Raw genomic sequence first — 13819 nt, forward strand, 5'->3', positions numbered from 1 at the left:
ATTAACCGTGATCAGTTTACCGCTGTGACGAGCCTGCGGTCGAACCTTACAGTAGTGCCAGACTGTGCACTGATATTGCTAATGCGCCCAGACTGATACTCTATGATTTGCCCAGTGCTACTGCCAGCTACATAACCGTTGCTTGCCAGCCAGACTGTTACCAGGCTGCCGCCCTCTGCTACTTCACCAATATCATTACTTGGTATTTGTATTGCGCTGTTTGGCACCGGTGCTTGAGCGCTCTTAATAGAGATGGTCATATCGTCCGGACTGGTGCCTTGAATGAATATCACATGATCAACCTGCCCCACCCATAAGCCATTATCGACTGGCTGAATAAAGGTGACGCGCTGGCTGGCTTGGATAAAACCATGGCGCTCATCGTGCAAGTGATAAGCCAGCGGCTCACTAAAACGGATGACGTTGGCTGTGGCTGTGATTAAGCGTCCGCGCCAGTAGCAAAGATACTTACCTGTAGGCATGGGTGATAGATGGGCGAACTGTGCGGCCATGCCGAGCTTATGATCCTCAGTGATAGTAAAGCTGGTGTCGTCACGATTGACAGCACCTGCCAGCTGCATGTCGGTGCCGCCAACACTGGTGGCATAAATATTCACACCAGTCACCGTTGGGTCTGTCACCATTGGCAGCGCTACATCACCACCCTCGCCCATTGGTACATAGTTAGACAGCGACGACTCCATATTGCCGCGCAACCATGAGATAGCAACACTTCTCGTTCTGGTGTGGTCAGATATTGCGCTGGCTAGAAATGGCGGCGGTGGCGCGTCAATGGTTAGTGGTTGGCACGTCTTGCCATCATAGATGAATAAACCATACTTATTGGCTGCTACCACGCGATTATTAAGCACTTCATACACGACTGTGCCGCCATTGCCAATGGTTGCTATTGCCTCATGCGTCCAATCAGCGGTATTTACTTTGACAAGATCATCGCCAAGCACGGCAAATACGTCTTTATGCAACGGGCTTTGCCAAATGTGCTTATAAGACTTGTCTGTCACCTTGCCGCCACTGGCAATCATATCCATCTTGCCAGCTGGCGTGACATTCACATTTACTGCATCGCGCATGTAAACAAACGGCTCACGGCCACCTTGGACCATGGCAGCATCCTCGCTTGTGTTATCAATACCGAAACATGGCATAAAGCTCTGATTAGGCACTTGGCGCTCCTTTTCTATATTGGTTTGAATTACCGTCCGGCCTAATATAACGCTGGCCATATTTTACATCCTGATAGCCAATGGCGCTGGCAGGATTAATACTTGCGGTGTTAATCGTCAACAAGGCTGGTAGTTTTTTGTCTGCGTTCTTAACCGTCATACGATCATAAAAAGACTCTAAGCTATACTCGCTTCTAAAAGACTCGAAACCCTCTGATAAAACCTCTTGAATCCAGTGGCTTATTCTGTGCTCGCCATACAATGCCATATCACCACCGCCTATTATAAGCGGCACATGCTCACCTATGCGCAAGCCTTGCCACATAAACGGCGTGTCGTTGCTCTTTTTCTTTCCCATGATCAAGCTATCGCCACCGCGCGCATAAAGCGTGCGTACATAGTTATCAGTGTAGGTTGCACCAAAGACGGTGCTATAAATACCTTTTAGGTTTATATATTGCGGCCCTGTGTATGGCGGCGGCTTAACACCTGTAATACCAAAGACGTTATCATACACGCCAGCCCTAACGACGATTGATTGCGGCGTAAAAGGAATGCTTGGAATACCAAAACGAGATAACCTAAACGAGTCAGGTTTAACTACGGCCAAACTTAGGGTTAGCGTAGGGCGACCTATGGTGTAGTAAGATGACGGACTCGACCATCTTGGCTTGATAGTCCTTATTGTACTTTCCACAAAAGCACGACCAAACACCTCGCCAGGTTTTCTGTTACCTCCGTTTGAATTAACATAATGCAATCTACCTGGCTTGTGATTTTTGATTGCTTGCGCTGGCGCGTCCATGACTGCGTAGATAGTGTGAGGTGACAGCCTAGCTCCCTCACTCACCTCTATTGTATAATCCATGCCCTCGCTAATTGCGACAACCCTATCTTTATTACTGACCATGGGGTTTGGCACTGAGTTATCAGGGAAGCCAATGCCTCCATCAACCATTAGATTATTGGACCACATAAATATAGTGCCAAATTTTGATGATTGCCTACCCTCGGGGTATATCACATTTTGATTAAGTGACGGCTTAGGTACCTGCTTATCAAAGAAACTGGCGTCTGTTGGTATGCCAAACCCATCTTTACTATCGTCTGAATCATTGTTTAGCCATATATTTTGAACAACATAAGGATTGGTGCCTGTTTTTGTAACGGTATGGCGCTGGCTTGATATGCCTGATTGTAAACCTCGAACCTCTATTGACTGCTTGGTGTCTGCTATCTTCAACAAACCAAACACGTTCGAGTTATCGCCTTGCGCTATCACCTCGCGCCACTGTGTCCTTATTTGTGCGCGACCATACTCATCGCTATTGTGACCGTACACACCAAGCTCAGGCGTTAGGTTTTTTAACGCTGGCACGCCTGCCTTATCTCTATGCACCCATTTAGGCGCGATAATCCTTAAATGAATAGATAGTGATGCTAGGCCATGCCTAGCGGTTTCATATCCTTGAAATCCTATATATCTTGTGTATAAATCCACCGTCGGTAGGTTTATTTGTGGCGGCGCAATAGAGTATCTAGGCTCAATATCAATCGTGCGGATTGCATACGCTATCATTGGCGTGCCTGTTTCTAGGCTATCAATACGCCCTATGTTGCGGTAATACCTGCGAGTATTTACCACGCCAGCATTGCCGTAGTCTGAGTGTGTCAATCCCTTTGGATTCATCACTCTTGCGTCGTTATAAACCACTACCCAGCTGCTAACTAGCGGCGGCTTGATACCATCTGCCGGTATCGATCGGATAGCATACGCCACCATTGTGTTGTTGCTTACTGGCGGCTCAATACCTTTTGGAAGCAATGGCGCTGCATTGTTATCAATTTGTGAGTAACCAATTTTTTGCGAGCTTAGGCCGCTTGCGCGGATAACTCTATTCCTATTAGCAATGGCCGTCCAGTCTGACCACTTAGGCGGCACCAATCCATTATCGCCAGCAAATTCCTGGACGATGTATTGTGTTTTGTTATATACCGTATGCCAGCCCCATCTTAGCGCTTCCTGATCTCCACCAGTTGCAAACCCTTTAGTTTTTAAATGCCTAATAGATAGGTCCACGCTTGCCAGCCCAAAAACACCAGTAAACCCTAGTGGGTACAAGGCTTGTATATCAGGGATAATGCGCGTGCCAAATTTTGTGGCAACAAACCCTAGTGGGCTGATCTGTTGGTGCCGACCTACAAAATGATTGCTTGGGTATTCTTTATGGATAGAAAGCGGCTGAACCAATCTGACGCCGCGACTAACCCAGGCATTACCATAACCTTGTTGGATAAAGCCTTTACCTATTACTTCACGCACGCCATGCGTTAAGGTTGCAGCTGAGCTAAACCTTGACGACTGCCAAGATCCGGGCGTTACATACCTAAACCTAAACCATACTACTGGTACGCCAGCGCTACTATGGTCCTTGCTGTTGTTCTGTATGTGCCTGGTATAGTTTGATACCCATTGCAAGCCAAAGCCCGTAGCGGCTAATCCATTGGGGTTTAGCTCAGGCGTTTTGATGACGTTAGGACTGCCTAGCTTTAAATGATCAAAGCCGGTGGGCGCAATCTTCCTAATGCGATAACCAATAGCATGATCAGGGAACGCCGGTGCTGGCAAGCCGTTAAAGAATATAGACGGTGACTTGTTATTAATTACTGTATCACCAAACAGCTGAGCTACAAATGAGCGCGCATATAAAACTTTGTTTCTAGGATATATCGTTGCCCATTCACTCATAGCCAGGCTATCGATACCAGCTGGCTTGATGTATGAATTGTTATTACGAATACGCACATCACCAAAGACAGACGATCTAAGCGTAGGGCTTGGGTAGAAAGTTTGCGAGGGATCAAATACTTTAGGATAGCCGGTTTCATAAGAGCCAAAGCCAGCCACGCCCAATGGTCTTACGCGATACCATATAGTAGTATTGCCAGCAGCAAAGCTATTGATACCTTTAGGCTTTATGGATAGCGCCGGTATTACGGCAACATTACCAAACTGAGTACCTAGTATTCCACGCGCCCATATTGTATGAGGTGTGATAACGGGTGACGCAAACACTGTCTTGCTAGGTATGCCGGTGGGGTAAGCGTAATGGTTCGCCGTTGTGTTAAGTAGTGCTGGGCGTCCTATGGCTTGCGATAATAAACCACTAGGATCTATCCATCTTACACCACCTCTCATAAACGGCTTGCCGTAAAGGGATTGATCTCTACCTTGTACCGGCGCGAACTGTTTTGAGTTGAATATTAGCGGCTTACCGTAAAGGCTGGCAGGAACGCCAGTAGGGTAAAGCTGCTCAGTCTTGTTCTTTAGCTGTGCGGTGCCGGATCTAAAAGAAGCTATGCCTGGTGTAGATAAGTAGGTTGTCTTGTTACTTATCTTTAGCTGACCTATTGCGGACGCATTAAAGCCACCAACGCCAGTTATAGGCTGGTCTTGCTTAACGCCAGCCAAGCCAAAAGGACCAGGATCAATAGCTGGTACTAAGACTATCCCTTTTGCACCACCACTGCCAAAAACAAAACGTATGCTTTCATAGCTTGGCTTAGTGTAGGGTTGAGATGACGTGAAGTTAAATACAGGTACCGGCTTGCCAAGCCTTACAGTAGCAGTGCCAAGTCTGCTTGCGTCAAAGCCGTAAGGGTCTGCAAACTCAGTCCATAGTATTGTAGGCTCGCCAGCATTGTTGGGGTTGAATATGCCGAAAGGCGATATTTCGTTTCCATTGCTGGCTGGTGGCAGAAAGTCAAAGTGAATACTGTTGAATTTAGGCGGTGTGTAGGCTGAGCTTTGACTAAAGTTAAAAGCCAGCTTGTTATTAGCTGGCGGCTTGTAGGTTATATCCTTTTTTTTTGACGGCGGTAAAAAGTCAAAATGCAGCGCATTAAAATCAGGGGTTGTGTATGGGCTACTTTGACCAAAGTTGAACTCCAAGCTATCGCTTAAAGGTTTATCGTAGCTCATAATTGCTAGCCTTAATTGTATGTAATTCTGTCAAATATCAGTGCGTTTAAGGACGGGGGCAGGTCATCGTCTAATGCAACTATATACATTTCACCATCACTCAGCGCTGGGACAGTATAAGCGCCAGCAACATCACTTTGGGTTTTATATAAAAGCTGTCCGCTTACGCGATCATAGCATCTAATCTCCCTTTCAGCAGGAAGCCCGGCTTCATTGATGACGGTGCCGGATAGCGTACCGTATCGATAATCACCATTCACTACCAAGGTTTCAGGATCAGAAGATGATAATGTGGCAATTAAGGCTTGCTGGGTTATGGTAGAGTCGTTAGCGCCTATCTCAAAAGCATAAATAGGTATGCTAGCCTTGTTTATTAGCTTTAGCGCCAGTGTAAACCCCACTCCATACTCCAGCCGAAGCGCAAAATATACAGTCGCATTAGAAGCGCTGCTTCGGTTTATCGTTCCTGATAATAAAAAATAACGGTCATTTTGCGCGCGCTTGGTGCCTGCGCTACCAGCATCATACCCTGGGTGGAAGCTAATACACATTCTACGGACGCCAGCATTGGTAGTGTACATTCTGGATACGCCAGGAATGTCTATGCCTTTTGAGGCACCAGCCCCAGGCTCGGTCTTAAATATTTCAATACTACCCTCAGACGCAAACCCCAGTTTATCAGTTAGCCCCAGCGCTCTTATGCTTGCGCCAGGTGTTACCCTTGTAGTCCAACCGGTGTCATCACTGTCCATTCCAGCGCTAGCCGAAGTCACCCCTAATTCAGTACACCAGTTCTCGTAAATTTGATCCGGGTGATTGCCGTCACTACTGGTTGTAATCTTAGTGAACGCACCGTCAGAGGTTAAAAAATCCATGATTAATCCTTAACTTCACCGGTGGGCGTTTCGTTTGCCCATAGCCCTTTGTTTTTATGCCATACAGCATACTGATCATAAAGCGCACTATCCCCTAGCGTGGCGCGCCTTGCTGCTACCCAGTCATTAGCAGCGCTGCCAACTGTCTGCCCGGACTGCTCAGCAACAAACATTTCAAAAGCTGGCAAGCCTACCAACTTAAACCAATTAATGCGCGGCTCTACTGGTGCTTCACCCATGCCGCCATGCCCGTCAATACCAGTCACGCCAGCTGTTTGCGTTGGCGGCTTCTTAGCGCGCGGCTTACGCTTTGGCTTCTCAATAGCTTCTGTCATATCAGCAATCCTAAGTCATTGTTATTGTTCCGTTCCTCATATCTGAGGAACGGCTTTATAGGGATTATAACTTAAATATCTTATTGGTCCCGTTATCCCAAGTGACGATAATGTCACCGCCATTGGGCGTAATAGGCAAGCCGGTAGCTGTGTCGATATAGGCAATCAGCGGACTGGTAGCTTCTGTGCCCGTATCTGAGTAAATCACAATAGCTTCAATACTTGCGCCACTGACTGAGGTAAACGTAACGTCTGCGGCGTCAGCTGCACCACCGGCGGTAGCTTTACTGGTTAGCCTCACCGGTCCAGCAATACGCGCTGAGCTTGAAATATCCGATAGGTATTCATGCGTACTGGTTTGTGGCGTATAAGCGCCAGTATCGACTAGATAGACCTTGATAGTATCGGTCATCCAGTTGATCTGTCCCTCTAAAAACCGCTTGCGTGCGGCATCGTATAACGTGTTAGCCATCAGGCTGTCTCCTGTATTGAGTTAAACCCAGTACGGCTTAACCGTATGGGGTATATCGTGTCGTGTGATACGCCGCAAGTCTGCATCAGGACGCTCACCAAAGTAATTGGTAAACTCCTGCTCAGCCAGTGCTGCGCGGTTTAAGTCAAAAGTCTCAGCATCAGGTACGCTGAAACCCTTATGAAGCGCCCACTGAATAAGGTATTCATGGTGAATGATGTTTATCTCAGGGCGGTCGGTATCGAGCGTCATTGGCGCAAGTGGCGTGCGATAACCCTCAAGCGCAATCACGCCAGCCTCACGAGGCGCTGGCACGAGCCTGATACCTGTGTCGTATTGAATAACGTATTCAGGCGTACCGTGGTCGCGTGTGCGCCAGTCGTGCCAGATATCAGCCATCTCTTCTTGTGAGATTAAAGACAACGGATTTGCTTCATAAGGGTTGCTGCTACCTAACCAATGGATAGCATCAATCTCATATAGAGACTCATGCAGCGCGTAGTTAGCAACACCAGGCTGCGTGCTGACAGTACAAACCTCAGTGGTGGTAGAGTCATGAATCAAGCGGCCACGGATAGCTGCTTCCTTCACGCCATCGTTCAGCCAGTCGGTAATGTCTTCATCAGCGAATAGATACGGCTGCTCCATATCAAAAGCTGCAACACGAAACTTGCGTATCAATTCAGATAAAATCATTACGGTGCTCCAAACTGGTCAATCATACTGGTCACATCAAGACGGATGTTTTCGACTGACTTAGAGTTATTGGTATTTTGCTGATAGTGATTTTGCGCAAAGTCTTTCAGCGCATCTTTGTCCATGACATTCACCTGGTCATACAGCGCTTGCAGCTCACGCTGCTCATCATCTTTGTCTTTATTTTTAGCCTCTTGCTCATCAAGCAGCGCCTGCGTATCATCAGAATCTTGCTCGCTGTCATTCTGCGCATCATCTTCTGACGACTTACCCGCTTCATCACTTTCGTCTTTCGCATCAGCATCCACCTTTTCAAATAGGTCTTCGTGACGTAAAAACTTGCGGGCCATATCCCAAGGGATAGTGCGTACTTGATTGCAATCAAAGACAAGGCCAGTGCGGTAAAGCCGGTCATGCCACGGTTCGCGCTTGCCAATGTATTTGATTGATACTTCATCTTGTTGTCCCATCGCTGGTTACTCCTAAGAAAAAAGGCCGACTGTCACCAGCCAGCCTTTGTAAAGCATTGATATTGTTCCGTTGCTCATATCTGAGCAACGGTGTTATTAGTTATAACCGGTCAACTCGCCTGATACTGTCACCGTGATATCTGACGCCTTGGCATTGGCTGCACCAGCCAGCGTGAGGATTAGGCGGGCAGGTTTGGGCAGTACGACAAGCTTGCTACCGTCAGCACGCAAGCGGCCAGCAGTTGCTAGGTCGGCACCAGCAGCCACAAAATACTCATCGTCTTGTGGTACATCGGTATCATCTTCGCCGTCTTCATAAGCAAAGCCTAAACTGCCTGTGACTGTGTCGCTCATGCCCACAGTGACAAACACCTGCGCATCAGCCAAGCACCAGCCTTCAGGTAGTAACCCCAAGTCGATAACATCACCCACTTGCGGCGCGGTATCTGCATCACCACCTTCGACCACACCAGTGTCATTGGTCTTTAGGTTGTAACCGAGCGTTGTGGTATTGCCGTAAGGCGCAGTAAAGGTGAAGTGATTGGTCACCAGCGCCTTGTTTGATTTGATTGTAGCCATCTGGCTATCTCCCTTTTTTTTGATGAAGTCAGTGATTGCTAAGCGCCACCAGCGCAGCGCTCAACGATAGCCTTACTTGCCGCGACCGAACGAATCGACAGCAGTATCGACCACAGTAATACCGTAGTCAGTGAACTCATGGCCGTTGCCTGTGTCCACATCAAAGCGAATCTTAGAGACGCCGCGAATAGCACCGATAAGCAGCTCGACCTTATCGCCGTGGTCAAGCTCTTTCTCTGACCAAAAGAACGGCAGGCTTGAACTCTTAGCAGCGCCCATGGCTTCAGCGACAGCCTGCCCGCCCAAGATAAGCGAACGGTCAACGGCAAACTTCTCACCGAATGACTCTGGCACTTTAGCAGTGGCTTCTTCTTCGCTGGTGTACGAGGTGCAATACTGCATGTCATCACCGGCATAGAAGCGGATTGGGCGCGGCATCTTGATCATCAAGAAGCCATTCCAGATACCAGCCTGGCCTTTGAACAATGGGTGGCCAGCAGCTTGAGCGGCACGAGCCAACGCAGCGGCTTGGAACTGGCGGAACTGAGGATCAGCCGCAAACTTGTTGTACTGGGCTGGCGAGAGGTACCAAACGCGGATTGGGTCATCATCCGCCATGGTGTCACCTTCAAACTTAACGATAGGCGGCGGTAGGGCGATTTGGTCCATCAGTGATTTCATACTATCGATGGTGTCCATCTTCAGCATGTCAGCAGTTGTGATATCAACCTCGCCGCCAGTCTCGCTAAATTGCTGCACAGCATCGCCAGTCGCTAAGTAATGGCGGTTTTTGGTCGGGGCTTTAACGCGGTTGACCATGATTTCATTGAATTTAGCATCATCACTGGTAGGGATAACCCACTCAATGTTGTTTTGATGGCCACGCGCGCCAGCCATGTGCACAAGTAACGACTGATCGACATAACGGTCCATCAAGTTTTGAGCGACGGGGCGACCGACGGCACGAAAATCAACGGGGCTGCGAATGGTGGTCATCGTATCGCCCATATCGATTGGGAAGCGCGCTTGATTGACGCGCAGCTTATCGGTACTAAACGACATGCCAGTGCCGCGGCCTTCGGCAAAGTTACTGCCCATGATGGGCTTTGCGCCTACTGGATTGAGTAGGTTAAAGGTGACTTCATCACCAGTGCCTTTACCCAAGTCTTGTACTTGCACGATAGGCATGTGCTGGGTAGTTTGCTTGCGTAGAGTCGCCTCAGCGCCAGCAGTGCCTTTAGGCATCTTACCTGTCAGCTTGTTCATCGTGCCGTTTCGGTTCATGTGAGTTGCAAACAAGCCAGCGGCCTGTACAACCATGTTTTTCTTATCGCCGTATGCGGCGTGGGTTTTGGTAGCCATCTATTGCCACTCCTAAAGGTTGTTTAAGTATTGTTCGCGCTTCTCAGGCGACCAGTCCATCATTGTGTTTGCCAGATCAACAGCAGACATTGAGTCCATCTGCTCGGCAAGATTGGTTGCGCCTTTGTGTCCACCAGGAATATCACTTAGGCTGGCAGGAACAGCGGGCGCGGTATTGTTGATTGCTTCGCGTGCCTTGGCTTTTAACTCGTCTGCCGTTGGTTTGGCAGGCTCGTTATCGGCCTTGGCAGGCTCAGCGGTGCTATTGGTTGACTGCTTATAGTTGTTGAGTAGCTCGACGACTTGCTCAGCCGTACCTTGCGCCAATACAGCATCGACAGCGGATTGAGCGTAGGACGGCTGGCTCGCCTTCCATGCCTCAAACTCGCCGCTCTCGACTACTGAATCAGCGTCTTGGTGCGCTTCGTAAATCGTGCGCATGTGTGCCTCAGCAGCGCTTTCCTGCTCTTTTTGCTGCATTGGCTCTAAAGCCTTTGCAACACGAGCATCGACTTGTGCTGATACGCGCTCATCAATCAGCTTGTTAATACCTTCTGCTAAAGCCTCTTCAGAGAAGTCTCCAAAGTAGTCAGGGTTCACGCCAGCATCGATTGCGGCCTGTGCCGTCTCAATGTCCTGCTCTTGCTGCGTAGGTGCGGCATTGGCAGGCGTTTGTACTTGCTTGCGTAAAGCTTCCAACTCGGCATTGGCAGCGGCTAACTGCTCTTGTGATACGCGGTCACGCTCACGCACTTCGACCAACTTTTCATAAGGAATGGTGTGTACGCCGTCACGAGCTAACACAACCTTTTCGCCGTCTGCTTCTGCGTCGTCGTTCGACGTGGCATCATCTTCGGGCTTATCGGTAGGGGTTTCTGTGGCTGGCGTGTCGTCCTTATCGGCTTCTACTTCGGTCTGCTCGTCTTCTGCATCGGTATCGGCTGGCGTGTCGATACTTTCCGATTGCTCGGTATCGCCATTCATACTTGCTTCCAAGTATTGCGCTGCTTGTTCGGGCGACCAATCGCCGTCATCAAAGTTTTCATCAATAAAACTATTTGCATCAACTGTCATTAATCTGTCCTTTACCCATGTCGGAGGGCTACCGTTAAAAAACAGGTTTCGCCACTAGCAATGGCTTGATAACAATTTAAAGCGTGAGGGCGTTTTATGCGAACCTTACAGGGGTGTCGGGCTTGCCAGCCAAATTTTGGGCACAAAAAAACCACCGCGAAGGGTGGTTTGGGTTTGAACGCACTAGCTACTTAGTTGGAAATGGGTTGCCGTTAAAATCAAGTGGTGTAATAAGTGCTTTTGGCTTTTTATTTAACACATCAATCTCTCGCTCTAACTCAAAAATCCGCTTGTTAGCTTTCTTAATATCTGACTGCGCTTGACGCATAGCGACTTTTAGCCAATGAATGCTATCAGCGTCGTTCATTCTTTCTAAATCCATCACTTCACCTCATCCTCAATCATGATCATCTGACTTGCACGACTCGAACCAATCACCATCGCGGTATCGACTATCCACCTTACGCATTAAGTTATTTCGCTGGCTTGTCTTAGCCCAAAAAGCCTCGCTTCTAGCCATCGTTCTATCAACCTCAGCTTGAATGCTGTCTTTAACTTCCTGACCTAAAGTTTCAAATATCCAATCTATCTGCTCGATTGTAGAGTCGCTGAATGCTGGGTAATGCAATACCAACATAACACTAAAAGAACCCTTGACGATAAGCAGCTCGTCATCTTCTTTTAGCTCGGTCTTATACCCTTTGCATTTAAGCATATCTCGAAGACGCGGCACTGTTACTTGATTGCCGTCCTCGCCAGCCTCAAACGTGCGCTTGAACCAAGGGTGTTTTAACTCTGCTATGTTGCCATACGTGGTTAAGTTGGCTTCGAGCGTGGGCAGCTTTAGCTCGGCAGTATAGGTAACGGTATCGTCATTCATGATTTCACCTCATCCAACAACTCTTGCAACGCATCACCAATCCCCACACCTTGCGTCTTAGGCTTGGCGCGGAACAGTAGTACGTCATTGTCGGTCAGCATGTCGTTGATGGTAATGCGCATCTGCGGCTTATCGGTAGCGTCCACATCATTCTGTGATAGTTCAACTGGCGCGGATTCTAAGCTCTCACGTATCAAGTCACCGTTGGTAGTGTTGACCATCATGGTTGCTGGCGCGTCATCGCTACTGGTAAAGCTGTATAGATACTCAGTGATACTCATGCCCTGCTCGCTCAGGCTGACTGCTTCGGCTTGACCATTCATAAGTAAGTCGATGTTCATAGATAATCCTTATTTTAATATTAATGCGGCCATAATAAAGCCCCAAGTTAGGATGGCCAGCAAAGCCAGCGGATAAAATATATCGAGGTTAATCTCTATTATAATCACAGTCTCGCCTATGAATTAACAACACTCTCAAGATAAGCACGCTCAGCATTCACGCGCCACAACCATTGCATATGATATCTAGTAAAGCCATGCTGACGACCAGCCATCATAAAGCGCTTAGGTGGAATGCTAGCAAGTCCAGCGTTCAGTCTTGCCAGCGCATCGATAGCGGTTTGTTTGCGGATTGCGTTTTGGATATTACAGATCATTAGAAAGACCTTTTGTCACTAAATACCGCTGCAAAGAATTACTTAAATTTATATTCCCAGATTTTTTACCCATAGGCATAAGCTTAAGGTTGATAGCTTTTCTTAACTCTTCATGCGCCTGCTTACGAAAATCCCCTACGCTGACATCGCTACGTTTTACCACTATATTGAAAGATATATCAAGTCTAAAGCACGTCACTTCCGCTTCATAAGTTGGCACATCAGTTTGGCCACCTCGGATTATTATCGTGGCATTAAGGTCGTCAAAAACCTCTAGGTCTTTTTTAATGATCTTTCGGATTGCGTGAGTGATTAGATTAGTCATTAGCTGCAACTCCTCTCTGACTTACACCACTCTTAATATCCTTACCTAATTGGTAACCAATAAGCATGGCGCGAGCAATATTGATTAGATTCTGTTCGGTTGAGCTGTAATTATCATTACGAAACATATAATCATCATATGATCTAAAGGCAGTCTCAAAACACCTGCGACCTAAGACAACATAGTTGTTGGGACTGACATGACGCACCATAACCTTGATGTCGTCACGTAGTAGAAACTCGTCTAGCAGAATGTCGTATTCTTCATGTGTGAGGCTTATCACAAGTCACCCTCCTTGTTCTCGCCAGCATGGTCAACGCCAGGCGTTCCCATTGCGAAACGGTCTGTATTACTAGGTTTTAACAACTCAAGCTCTTTACAGAACGCATCTAGTTTAGGACTACTTACCTGAGTATCAATATATTCAGCAATACCTATAGTCTCTTCAATAAACCTTTCTAACTCATGCTTAGGGGTTCTTTCCAAAAACCACTTCTTCATTTTTATAAAGCCTTCAAAATCACCTTGCTCAGATTGCGCAAAACAATCTATGTGATTTATGAAACGCTCTGTGGGTTCTTCTTGCAGCTTAATGTTTTTAGCAGTCAAGTAACCTTGGATAAAGGCAGATGCTATACGCACACCGTCCCTTTCAAGGCCGTTCGGCATGTCTATATGCGATAGGTTGCGCCTACCTATGTTTTCTAGCGCAATACTAAAGCACTCATTGCAATATTCAGCATTGCCGCTTGACCTCGCTACTGAGTTAGCTATCAGTCTGTGGTTGATGGCTTGCGTGACAAACTCCTGCCGTAAGGCGTCAATCTCTTTTGTGGTTATAGACATAACATTACTCGCTACTGTAATCGCTAGTAGAGGGCGTCAGAAGCGCGTCTAGCGTAACGCGCTTTCAGTTATTAAGAG

Annotated in this window: 17 protein-coding genes; all 17 read right to left on the reverse strand. The window is 47.7% G+C overall.

Features of this window, described 5'->3' with window-relative positions; translation table 11 throughout:
* Positions 1-11: 11 nt before the first annotated feature.
* Complete coding sequence (locus ACT3QP_RS00605; RefSeq protein WP_444524066.1) at positions 12-1247, reverse strand: hypothetical protein; 1236 nt, start codon at positions 1245-1247, stop codon at positions 12-14.
* Positions 1180-5169: a hypothetical protein gene (locus ACT3QP_RS00610; RefSeq protein WP_444524067.1), complete on the reverse strand. Its 3990-nt coding sequence runs from the start codon at positions 5167-5169 to the stop codon at positions 1180-1182. Before ACT3QP_RS00610 ends, ACT3QP_RS00605 begins: the two co-directional genes overlap by 68 nt.
* An 11-nt stretch (positions 5170-5180) precedes the next feature.
* On the reverse strand, positions 5181-6044 hold the full coding sequence (locus ACT3QP_RS00615; protein WP_444524068.1) for a hypothetical protein: 864 nt from the start codon (positions 6042-6044) through the stop codon (positions 5181-5183).
* Positions 6045-6046: 2 nt separating this feature from the next.
* Positions 6047-6379, reverse strand: a complete 333-nt coding sequence (locus ACT3QP_RS00620; RefSeq protein WP_444524069.1) for a hypothetical protein — start codon at positions 6377-6379, stop codon at positions 6047-6049.
* A 64-nt stretch (positions 6380-6443) separates the two neighbouring features.
* Positions 6444-6851 carry a hypothetical protein gene (locus ACT3QP_RS00625; RefSeq protein WP_444524070.1) on the reverse strand — a complete coding sequence of 136 codons (408 nt, stop codon included), beginning with the start codon at positions 6849-6851 and terminating at the stop codon, positions 6444-6446.
* 21 nt (positions 6852-6872) lie between these two features.
* Complete coding sequence (locus ACT3QP_RS00630; RefSeq protein ID WP_444524071.1) at positions 6873-7547, reverse strand: phage adaptor protein; 675 nt, start codon at positions 7545-7547, stop codon at positions 6873-6875.
* A complete protein-coding gene (locus ACT3QP_RS00635; RefSeq protein ID WP_444524072.1) occupies positions 7547-8017 on the reverse strand; it encodes a hypothetical protein in 471 nt (156 codons plus the stop codon). The genes ACT3QP_RS00630 and ACT3QP_RS00635 overlap by 1 nt, the downstream gene beginning before the upstream one ends.
* Before the next feature lie 96 nt (positions 8018-8113).
* Positions 8114-8596 carry a hypothetical protein gene (locus ACT3QP_RS00640; protein ID WP_444524073.1) on the reverse strand — a complete coding sequence of 161 codons (483 nt, stop codon included), beginning with the start codon at positions 8594-8596 and terminating at the stop codon, positions 8114-8116.
* Between the two features lie 72 nt (positions 8597-8668).
* Positions 8669-9958, reverse strand: a complete 1290-nt coding sequence (locus tag ACT3QP_RS00645) for a N4-gp56 family major capsid protein (RefSeq protein ID WP_444524074.1) — start codon at positions 9956-9958, stop codon at positions 8669-8671.
* A 12-nt stretch (positions 9959-9970) separates the two neighbouring features.
* On the reverse strand, positions 9971-11032 hold the full coding sequence (locus ACT3QP_RS00650; RefSeq protein ID WP_444524075.1) for a hypothetical protein: 1062 nt from the start codon (positions 11030-11032) through the stop codon (positions 9971-9973).
* A gap of 187 nt (positions 11033-11219) precedes the next feature.
* Complete coding sequence (locus ACT3QP_RS00655) at positions 11220-11414, reverse strand: hypothetical protein (protein WP_444524076.1); 195 nt, start codon at positions 11412-11414, stop codon at positions 11220-11222.
* 15 nt (positions 11415-11429) lie between these two features.
* Complete coding sequence (locus tag ACT3QP_RS00660; RefSeq protein ID WP_444524077.1) at positions 11430-11912, reverse strand: hypothetical protein; 483 nt, start codon at positions 11910-11912, stop codon at positions 11430-11432.
* The gene (locus ACT3QP_RS00665; RefSeq protein ID WP_444524078.1) at positions 11909-12253 is read right to left on the reverse strand and encodes a hypothetical protein; all 345 of its coding nucleotides are present in this window, start codon (positions 12251-12253) and stop codon (positions 11909-11911) included. The genes ACT3QP_RS00660 and ACT3QP_RS00665 overlap by 4 nt, the downstream gene beginning before the upstream one ends.
* A gap of 116 nt (positions 12254-12369) precedes the next feature.
* Positions 12370-12570 (reverse strand): hypothetical protein, encoded by a 201-nt coding sequence (locus ACT3QP_RS00670; RefSeq protein ID WP_444524079.1) that lies wholly within the window; start codon positions 12568-12570, stop codon positions 12370-12372.
* Complete coding sequence (locus ACT3QP_RS00675) at positions 12560-12895, reverse strand: hypothetical protein (RefSeq protein WP_444524080.1); 336 nt, start codon at positions 12893-12895, stop codon at positions 12560-12562. Before ACT3QP_RS00675 ends, ACT3QP_RS00670 begins: the two co-directional genes overlap by 11 nt.
* On the reverse strand, positions 12888-13178 hold the full coding sequence (locus ACT3QP_RS00680) for a hypothetical protein (RefSeq protein ID WP_444524081.1): 291 nt from the start codon (positions 13176-13178) through the stop codon (positions 12888-12890). Before ACT3QP_RS00680 ends, ACT3QP_RS00675 begins: the two co-directional genes overlap by 8 nt.
* On the reverse strand, positions 13175-13741 hold the full coding sequence (locus ACT3QP_RS00685) for a hypothetical protein (protein ID WP_444524082.1): 567 nt from the start codon (positions 13739-13741) through the stop codon (positions 13175-13177). Before ACT3QP_RS00685 ends, ACT3QP_RS00680 begins: the two co-directional genes overlap by 4 nt.
* Positions 13742-13819 lie beyond the last annotated feature (78 nt).

Origin of the sequence: Psychrobacter sp. AOP7-B1-24 (assembly GCF_052376215.1) — a bacterium.
Lineage (GTDB): Bacteria > Pseudomonadota > Gammaproteobacteria > Pseudomonadales > Moraxellaceae > Psychrobacter.

Excerpts from the sequence above, each read along its gene's own strand:
- ACT3QP_RS00610 (WP_444524067.1), bottom strand. The coding sequence starts at position 5,169 with ATGAGCTACGATAAACCTTTAAGCGATAGCTTGGAGTTCAACTTTGGT.
- ACT3QP_RS00640 (WP_444524073.1), bottom strand. The coding sequence starts at position 8,596 with ATGGCTACAATCAAATCAAACAAGGCGCTGGTGACCAATCACTTCACC.
- ACT3QP_RS00620 (WP_444524069.1), bottom strand. The coding sequence starts at position 6,379 with ATGACAGAAGCTATTGAGAAGCCAAAGCGTAAGCCGCGCGCTAAGAAG.
- ACT3QP_RS00675 (WP_444524080.1), bottom strand. The coding sequence starts at position 12,895 with ATGACTAATCTAATCACTCACGCAATCCGAAAGATCATTAAAAAAGAC.
- ACT3QP_RS00685 (WP_444524082.1), bottom strand. The coding sequence starts at position 13,741 with ATGTCTATAACCACAAAAGAGATTGACGCCTTACGGCAGGAGTTTGTC.
- ACT3QP_RS00660 (WP_444524077.1), bottom strand. The coding sequence starts at position 11,912 with ATGAATGACGATACCGTTACCTATACTGCCGAGCTAAAGCTGCCCACG.
- ACT3QP_RS00665 (WP_444524078.1), bottom strand. The coding sequence starts at position 12,253 with ATGAACATCGACTTACTTATGAATGGTCAAGCCGAAGCAGTCAGCCTG.
- ACT3QP_RS00670 (WP_444524079.1), bottom strand. The coding sequence starts at position 12,570 with ATGATCTGTAATATCCAAAACGCAATCCGCAAACAAACCGCTATCGAT.
- ACT3QP_RS00630 (WP_444524071.1), bottom strand. The coding sequence starts at position 7,547 with ATGATTTTATCTGAATTGATACGCAAGTTTCGTGTTGCAGCTTTTGAT.
- ACT3QP_RS00635 (WP_444524072.1), bottom strand. The coding sequence starts at position 8,017 with ATGGGACAACAAGATGAAGTATCAATCAAATACATTGGCAAGCGCGAA.
- ACT3QP_RS00615 (WP_444524068.1), bottom strand. The coding sequence starts at position 6,044 with ATGGATTTTTTAACCTCTGACGGTGCGTTCACTAAGATTACAACCAGT.
- ACT3QP_RS00605 (WP_444524066.1), bottom strand. The coding sequence starts at position 1,247 with ATGGCCAGCGTTATATTAGGCCGGACGGTAATTCAAACCAATATAGAA.
- ACT3QP_RS00655 (WP_444524076.1), bottom strand. The coding sequence starts at position 11,414 with ATGGATTTAGAAAGAATGAACGACGCTGATAGCATTCATTGGCTAAAA.
- ACT3QP_RS00625 (WP_444524070.1), bottom strand. The coding sequence starts at position 6,851 with ATGGCTAACACGTTATACGATGCCGCACGCAAGCGGTTTTTAGAGGGA.
- ACT3QP_RS00650 (WP_444524075.1), bottom strand. The coding sequence starts at position 11,032 with ATGACAGTTGATGCAAATAGTTTTATTGATGAAAACTTTGATGACGGC.
- ACT3QP_RS00645 (WP_444524074.1), bottom strand. The coding sequence starts at position 9,958 with ATGGCTACCAAAACCCACGCCGCATACGGCGATAAGAAAAACATGGTT.